The 17,115-nt window shown below is 65.6% G+C and carries 13 protein-coding genes and 3 pseudogenes; 12 read left to right on the forward strand and 4 right to left on the reverse strand.

Translation table 11 applies throughout. From position 1 onward, the window contains the following. The first annotated feature begins 21 nt into the window (after positions 1 to 21). The 9 genes and pseudogenes from QO058_RS21010 to QO058_RS21050 form a co-directional block, all read left to right on the forward strand. Complete coding sequence (locus QO058_RS21010) at positions 22 to 1,008, forward strand: branched-chain amino acid ABC transporter permease (RefSeq protein ID WP_284168187.1); 987 nt, start codon at positions 22 to 24, stop codon at positions 1,006 to 1,008. After that, on the forward strand, positions 1,005 to 1,775 hold the full coding sequence (locus QO058_RS21015; RefSeq protein WP_284168188.1) for an ABC transporter ATP-binding protein: 771 nt from the start codon (positions 1,005 to 1,007) through the stop codon (positions 1,773 to 1,775). Before QO058_RS21010 ends, QO058_RS21015 begins: the two co-directional genes overlap by 4 nt. Further along, on the forward strand, positions 1,768 to 2,508 hold the full coding sequence (locus tag QO058_RS21020; protein WP_432211962.1) for a branched-chain amino acid ABC transporter ATP-binding protein: 741 nt from the start codon (positions 1,768 to 1,770) through the stop codon (positions 2,506 to 2,508). Before QO058_RS21015 ends, QO058_RS21020 begins: the two co-directional genes overlap by 8 nt. Before the next feature lie 90 nt (positions 2,509 to 2,598). Then, on the forward strand, positions 2,599 to 3,570 hold the full coding sequence (gene nac, locus QO058_RS21025) for a nitrogen assimilation transcriptional regulator NAC (protein ID WP_284168190.1): 972 nt from the start codon (positions 2,599 to 2,601) through the stop codon (positions 3,568 to 3,570). 150 nt (positions 3,571 to 3,720) lie between these two features. Then, positions 3,721 to 5,783, forward strand: a pseudogene (locus QO058_RS21030) (hydantoinase/oxoprolinase family protein). Between the two features lie 11 nt (positions 5,784 to 5,794). Further along, positions 5,795 to 7,474 carry a hydantoinase B/oxoprolinase family protein gene (locus tag QO058_RS21035; protein WP_284168191.1) on the forward strand — a complete coding sequence of 560 codons (1,680 nt, stop codon included), beginning with the start codon at positions 5,795 to 5,797 and terminating at the stop codon, positions 7,472 to 7,474. 10 nt (positions 7,475 to 7,484) lie between these two features. Continuing rightward, positions 7,485 to 8,288, forward strand: coding sequence for an SDR family oxidoreductase (locus QO058_RS21040; protein ID WP_284168192.1), 804 nt, complete (start codon positions 7,485 to 7,487; stop codon positions 8,286 to 8,288). A gap of 16 nt (positions 8,289 to 8,304) precedes the next feature. Beyond that, positions 8,305 to 9,006, forward strand: a complete 702-nt coding sequence (locus tag QO058_RS21045) for an HpcH/HpaI aldolase family protein (protein WP_284168193.1) — start codon at positions 8,305 to 8,307, stop codon at positions 9,004 to 9,006. Positions 9,007 to 9,455: 449 nt separating this feature from the next. Beyond that, positions 9,456 to 9,671: pseudogene (locus QO058_RS21050) on the forward strand (IS3 family transposase); the annotation flags it as partial. Between the two features lie 91 nt (positions 9,672 to 9,762). Here the strand turns inward: QO058_RS21050 and QO058_RS21055 are convergent. Then, positions 9,763 to 10,392: a hypothetical protein gene (locus QO058_RS21055; RefSeq protein ID WP_284168194.1), complete on the reverse strand. Its 630-nt coding sequence runs from the start codon at positions 10,390 to 10,392 to the stop codon at positions 9,763 to 9,765. Positions 10,393 to 10,606: 214 nt separating this feature from the next. Here QO058_RS21055 and QO058_RS21060 point away from each other — a divergent pair, with 214 nt between their 5' ends. The 3 genes from QO058_RS21060 to olsB all read left to right on the forward strand — a co-directional run bounded on the left by QO058_RS21060 (position 10,607) and on the right by olsB (position 14,356). After that, positions 10,607 to 10,804, forward strand: coding sequence for a hypothetical protein (locus QO058_RS21060; protein WP_284168195.1), 198 nt, complete (start codon positions 10,607 to 10,609; stop codon positions 10,802 to 10,804). A gap of 351 nt (positions 10,805 to 11,155) precedes the next feature. Then, entirely contained in the window at positions 11,156 to 13,252 is a 2,097-nt protein-coding gene (locus QO058_RS21065; protein ID WP_284168196.1) for a response regulator, read from the forward strand. A 147-nt stretch (positions 13,253 to 13,399) separates the two neighbouring features. Continuing rightward, entirely contained in the window at positions 13,400 to 14,356 is a 957-nt protein-coding gene (gene olsB, locus QO058_RS21070; RefSeq protein WP_284168197.1) for a l-ornithine N(alpha)-acyltransferase, read from the forward strand. Between the two features lie 7 nt (positions 14,357 to 14,363). Here the strand turns inward: olsB and QO058_RS21075 are convergent, their stop codons facing one another. From QO058_RS21075 to QO058_RS21085, 3 genes and pseudogenes are all read right to left on the reverse strand, one after another. Further along, positions 14,364 to 15,230 (reverse strand): SDR family oxidoreductase, encoded by an 867-nt coding sequence (locus QO058_RS21075; protein WP_284168198.1) that lies wholly within the window; start codon positions 15,228 to 15,230, stop codon positions 14,364 to 14,366. After that, the gene (gene queG / locus QO058_RS21080) at positions 15,227 to 16,465 is read right to left on the reverse strand and encodes a tRNA epoxyqueuosine(34) reductase QueG (protein ID WP_432211963.1); all 1,239 of its coding nucleotides are present in this window, start codon (positions 16,463 to 16,465) and stop codon (positions 15,227 to 15,229) included. Before queG ends, QO058_RS21075 begins: the two co-directional genes overlap by 4 nt. Beyond that, positions 16,363 to 17,056: pseudogene (locus QO058_RS21085) on the reverse strand (glutathione S-transferase family protein). The gene queG and the pseudogene QO058_RS21085 overlap by 103 nt, the downstream one beginning before the upstream one ends. Positions 17,057 to 17,115 lie beyond the last annotated feature (59 nt).

Genomic DNA, 17,115 nt, shown 5'->3' on the forward strand with positions numbered 1-17,115 from the left:
CCCCCTGTCCGAGGATCGACGATGTCGCTGAACGAGACCTCGCTTCCCGCGCCCAGCCGCGACCTTCGCCTGCCCTTCGGGCTCGCCTTTGCCGCGGTTGCCTGTCTCGCGCCACTGATGCTCGGCAGCTACGCACTCCACGCCGTGATCATCTCGCTGATCTTTCTGCTGCCGGCGCACGGGCTCAACCTGCTCGTGGGCTATACCGGGCTGCTCTCGCTCGCGCAGGCGGCCTTCTTCGGGATCGGCGCGTATGTCTCGGCCCTGATGGCGGTCCACTGGGGGACGCCATTCTACGTCAACCTCATAGCCGCCGGATCTGCGGCGGGGCTGCTCGCATTGCCGCTTGGCATTCCGGCGCTCAGATTGCGCTCGACGTCGTTCGTCATGTGCACCCTCGGCTTTGTCATCATCGGCCAAGCGGTGGCGAAGAACTGGATCAGCGTGACACGCGGCGACATGGGCCTGTCTGCCATCCCCAAACCGTATTTCGCACTAGGACCGGCCTCCTTCACCGTCTCGAGCACGGTCGGCTTCTATTATCTCGTGCTCGCCATCGCCGCGCTCGCGACGCTCGCCGTCTGGCTCATCGTCAAATCGCCGGCCGGTCGCAACATGGTGGCGATCCGCGAGAATGAGACGCTCGCCGAGTCGGTGGGTGTGCCGACATGGCGCTACAAGCTGGTCGTCTTCATGATCAGCGCCGCCTTCGCCGGCCTCGGCGGCAGCGTTTATGCGCATTATCTGACAGTGGTCAGCCCGCTGACCTTTCAGATGTCCTATTCGACCCTGATGCTGATCATCGTGCTCGGCGGCGGGCCGGGCACGATCTCAGGCGTCGTTTTCGGCAGCCTGCTCTTCGTCGGCCTGTCGGAGTTTCTGCGCATCGCGCCCGAACTGCGCATGATCGCCTACGGCTTCTGCCTGCTGGCGCTGGTGTTCTGGTTCCCCAAGGGCTTCGCACCGCTGATCACCCGCTTCTGGTCCATGCTGAGGGGGCGTTCATGACCGGGCTTCCCATCCTCGACATCGCCGGGCTCAGCAAGTCCTACGGCGCGATCCAGGCCGTGGATGCGGTCGATCTCCAGGTCCATCGCGGCGAGATCTGCGGGCTGATCGGCCCCAATGGCTCGGGCAAATCGACCTTCTTCGACTGTACCTCGGGCCTGGCCCGGCCCAATGCCGGCACGGTCAAGCTCGACGGCCACGACATCACCGGCTGGTCGCTGAACCGCATCGCTCGCGAAGGGCGCATGCTGCGCTCCTTCCAGAAGACGGTGACCTTCGGGGCCCTCGACGTCGAGGAGAATCTCGTCATCGCCGGGCAGATGTTCACCTTTCCGGGCCTGTGGTCGACCTTCGGCATCGGCGCCCGCTCGCGCGCCAGGATCGACGGGCTGCGTAAGCGGGCGCGCGAACTGATCAAGCTCTCAGGGCTCTGGGACGTACGCACGCAAGCCGCCGGCAACCTGTCGGGCGGCCAGCAGAAGCTGATTCAGTTCGCCTCGATGCTGATGCCCGAGCCCAAGCTGATCCTGCTCGACGAGCCGATGGCGGGGATCAATCCCAAGCTGATCGAGCGCGTCGTCGAGGCGATCCGATTTGCCAATACGGAGCTTGGCGTCAGCTTCCTCGTGATCGAGCACAACATCGACGTCATCACCAGCATTTGCCAGCGCGTCGCCGTGCTCGACCAGGGTCGCAAGCTCGCGGAGGGCACGCCCGACGAGATCGTGCGCAACCAGGCGGTCAGGGAGGCCTATCTTGGTGGCTGAGACAAGTCTTTCGATTGCGGGCCTGCGTGCGGGCTACGGCTCGCTCGACATCCTCAACGGCGTCGATCTCGATGTGCCGCAGGGCCAATTCGTTGCGCTGATGGGTCCCAACGGCGCCGGCAAATCGACCCTCCTCAAGACGCTCTACGGCATGACGACGGTGAAAGGTGGCGCCATTCGCTGGCAGGGCAAGGACATCGCCGGCCTGCCCTCGCGCGAGATCCTGGCCGAGGGCGTATCCTTCGTGCCTCAGGGCCGCTGCAACTTCGCGCTCATGACGGTCGACGAGAACCTGCAGATGGCCGCCTACACCTTGCGCGACGCAAGGGTGAAAGCCGACCGAGACTATGTCTATGAACTCTTCCCGATCCTTAAGAAGCGTCGCTCGACGCTGGCCGGGAATATGTCGGGTGGCGAGCAGCAACTCCTCGAGGTCGCGATGGCCGTGCTCCAGCGGCCGCGCATTCTGCTGGTCGACGAGCCTTCGGTGGGCCTTTCGCCAGCGGCGATTGGCATCGTCTTCGACGAGTTGCTGCGCATCAACGCGATGGGCCAGACCATCCTGCTCGTCGAACAGAACACCAAGAAGGCGATGGAGGTGGCGCAGCGCGCCGTCATCCTGCGGCTGGGCCAGGTGATCTGGGATGGCAAGCCGGCCGAGATCAGCCATGAAGAGCTCGGCGAGCTGTTCATGACCGGCAAGATGCGCGGCGAGGCGGAGGCACCGCACTGACGGCCACCGAGCTGACGGCCATCGAGGGGTCCCGGTTTCGTGTTCCATGGGAATGCCCTAACCTCGCCCGCTGGGGAGGCGGCCGGGTCGATGAGCGTCGATTTCAAGAAGTTGAAGAGTTTCGTGAAGGTCGTCGACGCCGGAAGCGTCTCGCGCGCGGCCGACATTCTGCGCACGGCCCAGCCGGCACTGTCCCAGCAGATCGCCGCGCTGGAAAGCCATTTCAAGCACAAGCTCCTGATCCGCAGCAATCACGGCATCACGCCGACCGAGGCTGGGCTGATCCTCTACCGTCACGCCCAGCTCCTGCTGAAGCAGGTCGAGCAGGCGCAGACCGACATCGAGCAGTCGTCGCGCTCCGTCGCGGGCCGCGTCTCGATCGGGCTCGCCACCTATTCGGCGTCGAGCGCGCTTTCGTTGCCGCTGCTCAAGGCGATGAAGGCGCGCTATCCCGACATCGTCATCCACATCAACGACAGCTTCGGCCATGTGCTGAGCGAGTTGATCATGACCGGCAAGATGGACATGGCGGTGATCTATGGCTCGCGGCCGATCAAGGGCGTCGTACTGCAGCCGTTGTTCACGGAAGAGCTTGTGCTGGTCTCGCCGCCGGGCTCCGTCTTCAAGGCGCCCGAGGGCGAAGCGCTGCCGCTTTCGGCGCTGGCGGAGGTCGATCTGCTGCTGCCGAGCCGGGGGCATTTCCTGCGCCAGATGATCGACGAGTCGCTGGGGCGGGCCCGCGTCACGCCGCATGTCGCGGCCGAGATCGAGTCGGTCTCGTCGCTGGGCGCTGCAATGATGGACGGCCTCGGCTCGACGATTCTGCCGGGCTCGGTGGCGGCCAGCGCGGTGGGCTTTCGTGGTGCCGTCGTCCGGCCCCTCGTGCGGCCGGCGATGACCGCGACGGTCTCGCTTTGCGTCTCGGACCATCTGCCATTGTCGGAGCCTGCCATCGCCGCCCGCTCCGTGCTGATCGAGATAGTCCAGGAGCTGATCCGCGAGGCTCCGTTCGGCCTGCAGCCGGTCCCCGTCGAGATCGAGCGGGCGCCCGCAGCGCTATAAGCAAAGTCTATGGCGGCAGACCGCAGTCCTGTTGGCCAGCCGCGTCGCGATGCCTTTACCCTTTGCGTGTCGTCGCGGAGCTGACGGCTCCGCGGCCGGAATATCGGCCACGGCCTCCGCGATCTCCGCAAGGCAGGATCAGAGGATATCATGGCCAAGCTGGCATTCGACACCGGGGGCACGTTCACCGATTTCGCGCTGCTTGACGACGCGGGTGAGATTCATCTTCACAAGGTGCTGAGCACGCCACTGAACCCGGCAGAGGCCGTCGTGCAGGGTGTCTCGGAGCTTCTGGAGCGGTTTGGCAACGCCATCGATGTCACCAGATTGCAAGTGCTGGGCGCGACCACGGTCGTCACCAACGCGGTTCTGGAACGCAAGGGCGTCGAAACCGGATTCATCGCCACGGCCGGCTTCCAGGACATGCTGCGCATCCGCAACGAGGGCCGCTACGAACTCTACGACCTCAACCTGCGCTATCCCGAGCCGCTCGTCACCCGCGCTAACAGCTTCGGCGCCAGGGAGCGGGTCGCGGCCGATGGCGAGATCGTCGCCGAGCTGGAAGAGGACACGGTCCGCGAGATCGCCGGGCGCCTGCGCGAGAAGGGGGTTCGCTCTGTCGCGGTCTGCCTGCTTCACGCCTACAAGTACCCCGCCCATGAGCAGCGCGTCGCTGCCCTCCTGAAGGACGAATATCCGGACATCTTTGTCTCGCTCTCCTCCGAGGTCTGCCCTGAGGTCCGCGAGTTCGACCGTGCCTCGACCACGGTGGTCAACGCTTACACACGCCCGCAGATGGCCGGCCATGTCGCCCATCTCCAGCGGGAGTTTGCCGAGAAAGGCATCGATCAGCAGGTCCTCTGGATGACCTCGTCGGGGGGCTCGTCCCAAGCCGTCGCGCCGCCGAACTCCCGGTGCGCCTGATCGAATCCGGTCCCGCGGCCGGCGCGGTCGCGGCCGCCGAATTCGGCCGCATCGCCGGCGAGGGCAGCGTCTTGTCCTTCGACATGGGCGGCACCACCGCAAAACTCTGCCTGATTCCCAATGGCGAGCCGACGGTCGGCACTGATCTTGAGGTCGCCCACCACCAGCGCTTCCGCAAGGGCTCGGGCTTTCCGCTCAAGATCCAGTCGATCCAGATGATCGAGATCGGCGCCGGCGGTGGCTCGATCGCGGCCAAAAACGCGCTGGGCCTGCTCGATGTCGGCCCGCGTTCGGCCGGCGCCCTGCCGGGGCCGGCCGCCTATCAGCGCGGCGGCACGGAGCCGACCGTCACCGATGCCGATATCTTGCTCGGCTATATGGGCACTGAGTCCTTCGTCGGCGGCTCGTTCAAGGTCTCCAAGCACGCCGCCCATGACGCGATGGCACGGCTCGCTGACGACCTCAGCGTCGGCGTCACCCGCTGCGCCTGGGGCATCCATGATCTCGTCAATGAATCGATGAGCAAAGCAGCAGCGATGCACGCGACCGATCTCGGCGTCGATCCACGCTCGCTGCCCATGGTCGCCTTCGGCGGTGCCGGACCGGTGCATGCCTATGGCATCGCCCGCAAGCTCGGCATCAAGCGCATCATCTGCCCCACGGGCGCCGGCGTTACCTCCGCCATTGGCCTGCTGATCGCTCCGGTGGCGGTCGATCTCTCGGCGAGTTTCCCGATGGCGCTGAGCGACTGGGATGCGCCCCAGATGCGCAGCCTGCTCGGCGATCTCGCGGTGCAGGGCGCCGAAGTCGTCTCGGCGGCCGGGGTGCCTGCGGAAACGATCGCGAACCGCTACACCGTCGACATGCGCTATGTCGGCCAGGGCCATGAGATCACGGTCGCGCTGCCCCATCTGGACCTGCCGCAGGACGAGTTCCTGGCGCAGCTGACGGGCAACTTCACCAGGCTTTATCGCGAGCTTTTCGGCCGCACAGTCAAGGCCGGTCTCGAGGTCATCACCTGGCGCCTGCGCGCCGGCGGCGAGAAGGACAAGGTCACCCGGCCTCATGGCACGACGGCGGCAAACGCCCTCAAAGGCACGCGCGAGGTCTATTTCCAGGAACTGGGCACGGCCGTCGAGACGCCCGTCTACGACCATTACAGCCTGCCGGCGAACGAGCCCGTGCAGGGGCCGGCCATCGTCGAGCAGCGCGAATCCACAGCCGTCATCGGCCCGAGCGGGACGGCCCATGTCGATGTGCATGGCAATCTCGTCATCAACATTCTCTGAGGACGATCCCGATGTCCGAGACCACGAAGACCGCCACCGATTTCAACGATCCGATCAACCTGCAGGTGATGTGGAACCGGCTGATCTTTATCGCCGACCAGGCCGATACCGTCCTCGGCCGCACCGCCTTCTCGCCGATCGTGCGCGAGAACCACGACTACGTCACGGTGCTGCTCGACAGCCGCGGTCGGGCGCTGGCCCAGTGCACCTGGTCGATTCCGGTCTTCATCACCTCGTTGCCGGTCGCGGCGCAGACCTATTTCCTGCCGAAGTTTCCGGCGGAGACGCTGCAGGAGGGGGACGTGCTCGCCACCAACGATCCCGAAATCGGCACCGGCCATTTGCCCGACGTGACGATGATCACGCCGATCTTCAAGAACGGCAGGATCGTCGCCTATGCCGGCTCGATCGCGCATCTGCCCGATATCGGCGGCGCGCCGCTGCATTCGGAGGCCAGCGACATCTATGAGGAGGGCATCCGCTTCCCGATCGTGAAACTGCACCGCGCCGGCGTGCCCAACCAGGACGTGCTCGACATCATCGCGGCCTCCGTGCGGCTCCCGACCGAAGTGCTCGGCGATCTGGAATCCATGGTCGCGGCCAACAACGTCATGGGCCGCGAGCTGGTGAAGTTCCTCGACGAGTACGGCCTCGACGAGGTCGACGGTCTCGCCGATGCGATCCATTCGCGCTCGGAGGCTCAAATGCGCAAGGCGATCCGCGCCTGGCCCAACGGCCGCTACGAGGCGGAGGTCCTGCTCGACGGCTATCACGATGACATCACGCTCAAGGCCGCCGTCATCGTCGGCGACGAGACGGTCCATGTCGACTATGCCGGCACCTCCGACCAGGTGCTGCACTCGATCAATTGCCGCACCAATTACCGCTACGCCCACTCCGTCTACGCGCTGAAATGCCTGCTCGACCCCGAGACGCCCAACAACGAGGGCTGCATCAGGCCCGTCACCGACGAGGCGCCGCTCGGCTCGATCCTCAACCCCGAAGCCTGGACGGCAGGAAACTCCCGCAACCTGATCGGCCACGTCATCCCCTCGCTGATCTTCAAGGCGCTGGAGGGCATCGTTCCCGACAAGGTGATGGGCGACAGCGGCGGCGCCCCGATCTGGGCCGCCAATTGCGTGGGGCGTCGCGACGATGGTTCGCAATACGGTTCAGTCCAGAACTTCCATGGCGGCCAGGGCGCGCGTTCCGAGATCGACGGGTTGGACACGCTCAGCTTCCCCTCCAACTGTAAGGTCACCGCGATCGAGATGTTTGAGATTGCGGTGCCCGTGCTGACGGAGTGCAAGGAGCTGATCGCCGATTCCGGCGGGGCCGGACAGCATCGCGGCGGGCTCGGCCAGCGCGTCATCCTCCGCAACCGCGCCAAGGCGCCAATGAACGTCTATCTCGCGACCGAACGGGTCCGTCACCCCTGCTTCGGGGTGGTGGACGGACAGTCGGGGACGCCCGGCAAGGTCGCCCGGAATGGGCAGGCACAGTTTCCGAAGGGCAAGGTCGTGCTTCAGACGGGGGATCGCCTCGAGGTCGAAACGCCCGGCGGCGGCGGCTGGGGGAGGACGGCCGCACGCTCCGCCGACCTGATTGCGCAGGATCTGGCCGAGGGCCTGGTCACTCGTGAGGCGACGCGGCGCATCTACGGTGCCGCCTTTTCAGTGGCTGCCGAGTAAGGACGGAATCATGGCTTTGCTCAAGGGCAAGATCGCTCTCGTCACGGGCGCAGGCACCGGAATCGGGCGCGAGAGCGCCATCCTGCTGGCACACGAGGGCGCAACCGTCGTGCTGACCGGGCGGCGCGCAGGCCCGCTCGACGAGGTCGCGCAGGCGATCGCCGGCGACGGCGGTAAAGCGGTTGTCCGCACGCTCGACATCGCCTCGCGGGGCGCGATCCTCGCGACCGTCGCGGCAATCGAGGCGGAACTCGGCCCCATCGACATCCTGGTCAACAATGCCGGTAGCGCCAGCAAGGTGCTAAACGCCCGCTTTCTCTCCGAGGACGAGTGGAACGCGACGCTGAACGTCAACCTGACGGCCGTCTTCTCGCTGACGCAGGCGGTGCTGCCGTCAATGATCGCGCGCGGAGGCGGCACCATCATCACGGTGTCGTCGCTGGCGGCGCTGAACCCCAACCTGCTGGGCGGGGCGGCCTATGGCGCGGCCAAGGCCGGGGTGAAGAACTTCATGGGCTTCCTGCACAACACCTATCGCAACCAGGGCATCCGCGCGACGACGATCCTGCCGGGCGAGACCGACACGCCGATCATGAACAACCGCGCCCGCCCGCCGCTGGCCGAAGAGCGCGCCATCATGCTCGACGCTCATGACGTCGCACGCGCGGTGCTGCTGTGCGCGAGCCTGCAGCAGGGCGCCATGATCCCCGAACTGCACATCTGCCCGACGCGGATGCGCGATACCTCCGCCGATATCGAGACCGCGCGCTGGGTCGGCGCACCCGCCGACACGCCAGACATGCCCAAGCGCTGAGATCAGGATCGACATGATGAACGGAGCCAAATTGCGCGAGCGCCTGAGCCAAGGCGAATGCATCAGCATGTTGACCAGCCACTATCTCTCGCCGGGTCACGCTGTCCGTCTCACTGAATTGGGCGCGGATTCAATTTTCCTCGATTGCGAGCACGGCACCTGGAGCTTCGAGGATGTCCGCCTGACCGCACAGGCGATCCGTGGAGCCGGTGGCGCCGCGATCGTCCGGCCCGACTGCCACCAGCGCTCCCTGCTGATTCGCTATCTCAACGCCGGCGCCGACGGGCTGATGGTGCCGATGATCGATACCGCCGAACAGGCGCGCGCCGTGGTCGATGCCGTTCGCTACGGCTGTTACGCCGACCATGAGAAACGGCTCGTCATCGGCATGATCGAGACGCTCGAGGCGATCGACGGGATCGACGCGCTGCTCGCGGTCGAAGGCATCGACGTCTTCTTCATCGGGCCGGGCGATCTCTCGCAGAACATGGGCTATCCACCGGCCCCGCCCTTCGGCCACCCGCGGCCGCAGCCGGTCATCGACAAGGTCGGCGAGGCCGTCTCGAAGATCCGCGCCGCCGGCAAGATCGCCGGTACGCTAGCGACTCTTGCGGAGATGCCCTACTGGCGTCCCAAGGGCGTCCAACTCTTCTATCTGCACTCCGACCCGTTCCTGCGCGCCGGTATGACCGAAACGATCCGCCTGCTCGGTCCCTAGGGGAATAGGCCGCAGTTATGACTACCCTCGTGAAAAACGAAGGCATCAACCTACTTTTTGATTGGGCTTGCTATGAGTCAGCCGCAGTAACTGAGACATCTCGGCCACCGAAATCTGCTCCAACACGATATACTGCAGGATCTGCATCCCGACCGAGTTCCACACGGCTCATCGAGGCTACCGTCATCACGTAAAGCTCCCAGCAAGCCCGCACTTAACACGAGTGACATCCCTAACGGGGAGACCTGTCGCGCAGCCCGATTGCTGGCACTCCGAACCAAAATTCGTGAAAGAATCTGGGTGCAATGGCCCCCAATTGCCCGCGCGGTGTAGCCCGATTAAGCGTCGTACGAGGCGTTGTGTAGCCCAATTTAGCGTTGTGAAGCGTGCGACGTTTAATCGGGCTACAAAGTCCCCTCTGCACTGAAGATCAGCGATAGGGGCAGGCGAGCCGATCCGGCAATGTCTGGGACAACGCCGCCATGGAGCGCTTCTTCTCATCCCTGAAAACCGAACGCATCAAGGGCAAAATCAACCGGACGCGCGACGCCGCCAGGGCCGACGTGTTCGATTACATCGAGAGGTTCTACAACACGATCCGCAGGCACTCGACCATCGGCTATCTCAGCCCGGCCGAGTTCGAAATAAAGGTGGGATTGGCTTAACTGACCGTCCACGAAACCGGCAGCAGGCCAGCTTGCCATCATTAGCCGGGGCCTGCCCAGGGGGGATGATTCTGCCAGCCGATGAGGTTGGCTAAAGCGAGAGCGTCGCCAGTTCGTCCAGAATTTCTTGCGGCACCTCATCGGCCGTCCAGCTGGGGACTAAGTCGCCCGTCATCATCCCCTGGGCGTGCGGGAACGACAGTTCGAACTCCCACCGTTGAAGAAACTTCGCTGTCAATGGATGCCGGTCCTGCCGCCCCGAGGCTTCTAGCGCCGCGACCGCGGCTAGTCGCTTGTGCGCGGTGCGGACCAAAATTCTGGCTTCTACCGTACCGGAGTCAGCGGGACCGTCCAAAAGTGCCTCGCGATCCAGCTCAGGGTGCGCCCAGATGCGAAGCGTATCCCATGCGAGCTCGACGAGATCGCATTGCGTGAGAGCACTGCTGTCCACAACGTAAAAGGCGGGCAGCTGTCCGCATTGACGACCAAGCTTGTCGCGGACGAACTCGGTGAGCTCCGCCGCGCGAGCAAGGCTGAATTGGTGATGAGCTGCACCGACCACGGGGCGCGGGATTAGCGTCACGCCGGCCCGCTTTGGCCATAGCCGTAATGACAGCACGGGTTCGCGGACAGCGGTCCAAACCACGCCTTCGACTATGAAGAGTGAGCGCTCGTAGAAAGCTTTGGCCTGGCCATAACGTCGGTCATGCAGGTCCTCCACCGGGAACCGGCGTGATCCCGGTGGCTCGCGCGGCGCAAAAGTCAGTGAGGAAAACCGCCTCGCAGGCTTGCCGGGTTTCCTGCTTATGCTTCTTCCCGGTTTCCTCGATGGCGAGTTCCACGATGTCGCGGGGCACGAGGCACAGATATAGCAAGTCCGACATCACAGGATGGGCCGTTTTGGGGACTAGTCTGACGATGTGCCGGAGCTCCTGATGATGGTGAAAGAGGTTCCGCAAGCACTTCAGCGCCAAGAATTCCTGGACGTGGAAGAGTGTTTTCCCGCAGTCAATTTCCAGCCGGTCGCTGAGGCTGTGGGCCGCCTCGAGGAGCGCGAACAGCGAATCTCTGTCCGGCGCAAGGGAATGCCTCAAATAGACGCGAAAGAGGCGTTCGCCGGCTGGGCCTGCTGAGTTTCGTTTCTTGCTCATACGAAAAGCCGACACAAGAGCTCGGCGCGATTCAAGGATTGGCGTCGCATTTCAACGGGATTTTCACCCGTCTTCCTTAGCTCGAAATTGGCTGAGGAGTTCGAGATGCCTACCAAACGAGAAGTTTGGCTTGCCGCAGATGGCCTGCGGGAGAAGTCAGAGCCGGTTTCAGTTCGCAGCGTTCGGGCTATCGCTCGCGCATCGACCAGGCAGCGCAGGCAGCGTGATCGCCCCAATCCATGCTGAAAGGTTAACGAAACCATTCAAACCATTCGGCATCCTCGCGGATGGGGCGAACGCTTTTTCAAGAGGGTGGATGCTAGATCGGATGGCATGATCGAGCCGCTGTCCCCACTCGCCTTGCTGGCCGGCGCCGCCTTCGCCGCTGCCGTGGCCTGCGCCTTCATCGCGATCCGGCTGCTGCGGGAGCGCCAGCAGGTCACGCGGCAGGCGAAGGCGCTGACGCGTGACGTCGAGAAGCTGAGTGACCGGCTCTGGGAGCTGGCCGACAGCGAGGAGCGCTATCGCAGCCTGATCGAGGCGCAAGGCGACCTGATCGTGCGCCGCAGCGAAGGCCGGATCATTTACGCCAATGCCGCCTATGCGGCGCTCATCGGCATGACCGAGGCCGAGGCCGTCGGCAGCAGCGAGCAGCCGCGCGTACGCAGCGCTCGTCCCGTGCAGGTGCTGCCGGGCGGGGCCCGGGTTTTCGACGAATGCATCGAGACGGACGGCGGCGAGCGTTGGCTGGCCTGGGTCGAGACGATCGTTCCGGTCGCCGCGGGCCAGACCGTACTGCAACGCGTCGGTCGCGAGATCAGCGGGCGCATTGCTGCCGAAACAGCCCTGGAGGAGGCGCGCAGCAAGGCGGAGGAGGCGAGCGCTGCCAAGTCGCGCTTCCTGGCGACGGTCAGTCATGAATTCCGGACGCCGCTCAATGGCATTCTCGGCATGGCCGACCTGCTCGGCGACACCAGGCTCGATCCGGAGCAGAGTACCTATGTCAAGGCGCTGCGGACATCGGGTGAAGCCCTGCTCGGCCTTGTCGACGACATCCTCGATTTCGCCAAGGTCGAGGCCGGCAAGCTCGAGCTCGCCGATGCGCCGTTCGATCCCGCTACGCTGATCGAGGACGTCACCGAGCTGATGGCGCCTCGCGCCCAGGCCAAGGGTATCGAGATCTCCACCCTGCTCGCGCCGGACCTCCCGCGGCGGCTCCTCGGCGACGCCGAACGCCTGCGCCAGATCCTGCTCAACCTCGTCGGCAATGGCGTGAAGTTCACCCAGGAGGGCGGGGTGGGGATCGAGGCCGAGATCGCTGGCGGCGAGATCGTGATGACCATCGCCGATACCGGTCAGGGCATCCCGGCGGAGCGCCTGATGACGATCTTCGAGGAGTTCGAGCAGGGCGGAATGACCGGGCATCGCGAGCATGCCGGCACCGGCCTTGGCCTCGCCATCGCGCGCCGGGTCGCCCGTGCCATGGGTGGGGATATCGAGGCAAGCAACCGCAAGAGCGGTGGTGCGCTGTTCCGGCTGGCCCTGCCGTTGCGAACCGGCGCTGCCGTAGGCGTAACACCCGAATCGCCGGACTGGCGGGGTAGGCGCATCCTGATCGCTTCGTCGGCGCCGTTTAGCGCCACCCATATTGCGGCCTGTCTCGAACGGACGGGAGCACATGTCCGGCGGGCTGGCGATCACGCGCTGGCGCTGGCGGAGCTCGCCAGTGATTCTGCTCTATCCGCGGTGTTGGTCGACAGCAATCTGCCGGGTGGCGAGGTCCAGGCACTGGCGGCCGCAGCGCGCCGGGCCGGCGTCGCCGATATCGTGATCATGCTGGCGCCGGCCGAGCGCCGCAGCTTCGGCTCGCCCTACGCCGCCGGCTTCACCGGCTTTCTCGTCAAGCCGGTCCGGGCTCGCTCGCTGCAGGTGCGGCTCGATCCGGTTGAGCGCTCGCAGAGCGGGGGCGATGTGGCGCCTGCTGCCGATCCTTCGATACAGCCGCCTGGTGCCGGCCTGCGGGTTCTCGTCGCCGAGGACAATGAAATCAATGCGCTGCTGTTGACCCGCACCCTGGAGAGGCTCGGCTGCACGGCGGTGTGGGCGCGCGATGGCGGTGAGGCCACTCGCCTCGTCGAGGCCACCCTCGGTGGAGCAGGGCAGGGCTTCGATCTCGTCCTGCTCGACATTCGCATGCCGGTTCAGGACGGGCTTTCCGTCGCGCGCCGGATTCGCACCATTGAGGCGATGCTCGGCACCGGGCGGCTGCCAATCCTCGCCGTGACCGCCGATACGGCGGAGGAGGATCGTCGGCAGGCGCTCGCCGCGGGAATGGACGATTGCCTGGCTAAACCACTGTCGCGCGAGCAGCTGCGCGGCTGGATCGACCGTATTTCAGGCTTGCGAACGGCGCAGTTGCTCTCCGCCTGAACCGGATCGCGGTCCCGGAGCCTGATCGGCGCGTGCTCCGGCGGTTGGCTTCGTCATCGCTCTGACGTAGTTTTGTCGCGATCTCGTAAGACGGTCGGCGCAGGGATGTCATGTGCCGACCCGAGATCGCAGAGGGACAGACCGTCTATGGAGCGCGACGTTTTTCCGGGTCTTCGTCAGCCGGCAAAGCAGAAACCGGCCGGCCAGGCCTTGTTGCAGCGCTTCTCGCCGTCCAATCTGTTTGCGGCCGGAAAGCAACTCGGTGGCTTCGGTTTCCCTGGTCCCGACGCGCTATCCGGCACGCTCGGCCGTTCCGGCTCGCTCGAAGTCAGGCTGGCCCGCGGCCCGCGCGAGATCTGGCGAGCCCAGCGCCTGCGCTACCGTGTCTTCTACCAGGAGATGTCGGCCAAGCCCGACGTGGTCTCGCGCATGTTCCGGCGCGATGCCGACCGATTCGATGCGGTCTGCGACCATCTTCTCGTCATCGACCACGCCGCACGCGGCCGTTTCGGCGGCATCAAGCCCAAGGTCGTCGGCACCTATCGGCTGATGCGCGAAGGCTCGGCCGCCAAGCTCGGCGGCTTCTATACCCAAGGTGAATTCGACATCGCGCCGCTCATGGCCCGGCATCCCGAGTCGCGTTTCCTTGAGCTCGGCCGCTCTTGCGTGCTGAAGCCCTATCGCACCAAGAAGACGGTGGAGCTGCTCTGGCACGGCATCTGGGCCTATTGCCGGCATCACCGCATCGACGCGATGTTCGGCTGCGCCAGCTTTGACGGCGTTGACCCTGACATGCTGGCGCTACCGCTGAGCTTCATCCACCACCACGCCACCGCGCAAGGCGAATGGCAGGTGGCGGCTCGGCCTGAGCGCCAGGTCGCGATGGATCGCCTGCCAGCCGGCATGATCGATGCCAAGCTCGCGCTGAAATGCCTGCCGCCGCTGGTGAAGGGCTATCTGCGCGTTGGTGCCCGCTTCGGCTCCGGCGCGGTGATCGACAAGCAGTTCGGCACGACCGACGTGCTGGTCATCCTGCCGGTCACCGCGATCGACCGGCGCTATATCGAATATCTCGACGGCGAGGCCGGGCGTTACGCCGCCTGATTCGCGGTCACGCGCCCATCGCTGCGAGGTCGCGCAGCGCCTGCCGATAATCCGGGTAATGGAAAACATAGCCGAGTTCGCGCTTCACCAGTGCGTTCGAGACCCGCTTGTTTTCGCCGTAGAAGCTCGCCGCCATAGGCGAGAGCTTTGCAGGATCGAACGGCGTTTCCGGCGGCGGCTCCAGCCCCGCGACCTCGGCCGCGAAGCTGATGACATCCTGCGGCGGCGCCGGCTCGTCGTCGGTGACATTGTAGATGGCGCCGGGGCGCGGCTTCTCGAGCGAAGCTATCAGCACGCCGGCGATATCGTCGACATGGATGCGGTTGAAGACCTGGCCGGGTTTGATCAGTCGGTTGGCGGAACCGGCCTGCAGTTTGGTGATCGCATTGCGGCCAGGGCCATAGATTCCCGACAGGCGGAAGATCTGTACCGCCTTGCCGCAGCGCTCGCCGAAGGCGAGCCACTCCTGCTCGATGTCCAGCCGCTGCCGCGAGCGCCGGCTGGTCGGCCGGCATTCCGCGCTCTCGTCGATCCAGGCGCCGCCATGGTCGCCATAGACGCCGATGGTCGAGAGATAGCCGATCCAGCGCAGCTTCTCGGCCGTTGCGAGCTTGTCGGCGAGAGCGCCGAGCACTGGATCACCGGCTCCGTCGGGCTGGGCCGAGACCAGCACCGCATCCGCCTCGGCGACAATCCTGGCGAGCGGCGTCGAGACGGCGAAGCCGCCAAAGACCAGTGTATGCAGGCCCTGCTTGCTGAGCTCGCCGGCCTTCTCGGCCGAACGGACCGTGCCGGTGACCTCCCAGCCCTTCGCCAGAACGGCGCGCGCGAAGAACCCGGCCGAATAGCCGAGGCCGAAGATGACGAGCTTCATGCAGGTTCCAGTACGTTCGGATCGAGACGAGTCCATTCACCCCTGACGTCGGGATCAGTTTCCCGCGCGAGCCTTGCTGGTGCGAGGTCCGCGGCGCGGGCTGGGACGAGCCGCCCGAGCGCCCAGATCGCCATTGCCCTGACCAGCGGCGAGGCGTCGTCGAGCAGCGCCTCTGCGCTCGCGGCCAGTGCGGGGTCGCCGCTGTTGCCGATCGCGATCAGGACGTTACGGATGAAGCGATCGCGGCCGGTCCGCTTCACCGGCGTGCCCGCAAAGAGCACGCGGAAGGCGGCGTCATCGAGTGCGGCGAGCTCCGCCAGCGGCAGCGCGTCGAGCTCGTCCTTCAGCGCCAGGCGCGTTTCATGCGCAGCCTCGGCGAACTTGTTCCAGGGACAGACGGCGAGACAGTCGTCGCAACCGAAGATACGGTTGCCGATATCCTCGCGGAATTCAGGTTCGATATGGCCCTGATGCTCGATTGTCAGATAGGCGATGCAGCGCCGCGAATCGAGCTGGTAGGGCGCCGGGAACGCCTTGGTCGGACAGATGTCGAGGCAGCGCGTGCAGGAGCCGCAATGGTCGCGCTCCGGCTCGTCGGCGGGCAATTCCGCGCTTGTGTAGATCGCACCGAGGAAAAGCCAGGCGCCGTGCTGGCGCGAGACGAGCACGGTCTGTTTGCCCTGCCAGCCGAGCCCGGCGGCCTGGGCGAGGGGCTTCTCCATCACCGGCGCGGTGTCGACGAAGACCTTGACCTCGGCATTGCCGCGCGCCGCGAGCACGCCGGCGACGCTTTTCAGCTTGCCCTTGATCACGTCGTGATAGTCGCGCCGGCGGGCATAGAGCGAGATCGCGCCACGGTCGCGCTGCTCCAGGACCGCGAGCGGGTCGCCTTCGCCGGCATAGCTCATGCCGAGCATGACGACCGAACGCGCGGCCGGCCACAAGGTTGCGGGGTCGGCGCGCTCCGCCGTGCGCTCCGTCAGCCAGGTCATCTCACCGTGATGGCCGGCATCCAGCCAGCCGGCCAGGCGCTGCGGCGCCTCGGGAATCGCATCGACGGGCGCGACGCGCATGACCACGAAGCCCTCGGCCTCGGCGCGCGCGGCGATGGCGGCCTTGAGCTTGTCGCCGCTCAGAAGTCCAGGTCGTCGTAATGGGCTGACGGCGCCATTCCGGGAATCCGGTCGCTCAACAGCGGGCGGAAGCTCGGTCTGGACTTGATCCTCGCATACCATGCGCGGGCAGCCTCATCCTCATCCCAGGGCACATCGCCGAGATAGTCGACGCAGGACAGATGCGCCGCTGCGGCGAGATCGGCATAGCTCAGATTGTCGCCGGCGAGCCAGTTCCGTTTCGCCGTCAGCCAGGCGATGTAGCGCAGATGATAGCGCACATTGCCGCGCGCGGCGCGGATCGCGCTCATTTCCGGCGGGCCGCCGCCCTCGTCCCGGTTCATGAAGCGCTTCATCACCTTCTCGAGCACGAGCGGGGCGGTGATCTCCTCATTGAACTTGATGTTGAACCAGTCGAGCAGCCGGCGCACTTCGATCCGCCCGCCCGGGCCCTCCGGCAGCAGGCGCCGCTCGCCCAGCGCCAGCCCGCGCGTCTCGTCGAGATATTCGGCGATCGGCCCGGGGCCGGGAATGACGAGCCCGCTATCCTCGCGCAAGACAGGGGTCGTTCCGGCGGGGGTTGAGCTCGAGGAATTCCCGCCGCCGTTCCCAGACGCGCTCCTCGACCAGCGCGGCATCGAGGCCGAACTCGCCGAGCGCGAGCCGGATGAAGCGCGAATGCGGGCAGAGTGAGTAATGGTGAAGCGTGGCCATCGAACTGCTGAAAAAATGGGAGGTTCGGCGGGGGAGGCAGGCGCCTGATGCGGCGCAAT

The sequence above is a fragment of the Bosea vestrisii genome, assembly GCF_030144325.1.
Taxonomy (GTDB): domain Bacteria; phylum Pseudomonadota; class Alphaproteobacteria; order Rhizobiales; family Beijerinckiaceae; genus Allobosea; species Allobosea vestrisii_A.

Excerpts from the sequence above, each read along its gene's own strand:
- QO058_RS21060 (WP_284168195.1), top strand. The coding sequence starts at position 10,607 with ATGATGGTGAAAGAGGTTCCGCAAGCACTTCAGCGCCAAGAATTCCTG.
- QO058_RS21040 (WP_284168192.1), top strand. The coding sequence starts at position 7,485 with ATGGCTTTGCTCAAGGGCAAGATCGCTCTCGTCACGGGCGCAGGCACC.
- nac (WP_284168190.1), top strand. The coding sequence starts at position 2,599 with ATGAGCGTCGATTTCAAGAAGTTGAAGAGTTTCGTGAAGGTCGTCGAC.
- QO058_RS21065 (WP_284168196.1), top strand. The coding sequence starts at position 11,156 with ATGATCGAGCCGCTGTCCCCACTCGCCTTGCTGGCCGGCGCCGCCTTC.
- QO058_RS21035 (WP_284168191.1), top strand. The coding sequence starts at position 5,795 with ATGTCCGAGACCACGAAGACCGCCACCGATTTCAACGATCCGATCAAC.
- QO058_RS21075 (WP_284168198.1), bottom strand. The coding sequence starts at position 15,230 with ATGAAGCTCGTCATCTTCGGCCTCGGCTATTCGGCCGGGTTCTTCGCG.
- QO058_RS21045 (WP_284168193.1), top strand. The coding sequence starts at position 8,305 with ATGAACGGAGCCAAATTGCGCGAGCGCCTGAGCCAAGGCGAATGCATC.
- olsB (WP_284168197.1), top strand. The coding sequence starts at position 13,400 with ATGGAGCGCGACGTTTTTCCGGGTCTTCGTCAGCCGGCAAAGCAGAAA.
- queG (WP_432211963.1), bottom strand. The coding sequence starts at position 16,465 with ATGGTATGCGAGGATCAAGTCCAGACCGAGCTTCCGCCCGCTGTTGAG.
- QO058_RS21010 (WP_284168187.1), top strand. The coding sequence starts at position 22 with ATGTCGCTGAACGAGACCTCGCTTCCCGCGCCCAGCCGCGACCTTCGC.
- QO058_RS21015 (WP_284168188.1), top strand. The coding sequence starts at position 1,005 with ATGACCGGGCTTCCCATCCTCGACATCGCCGGGCTCAGCAAGTCCTAC.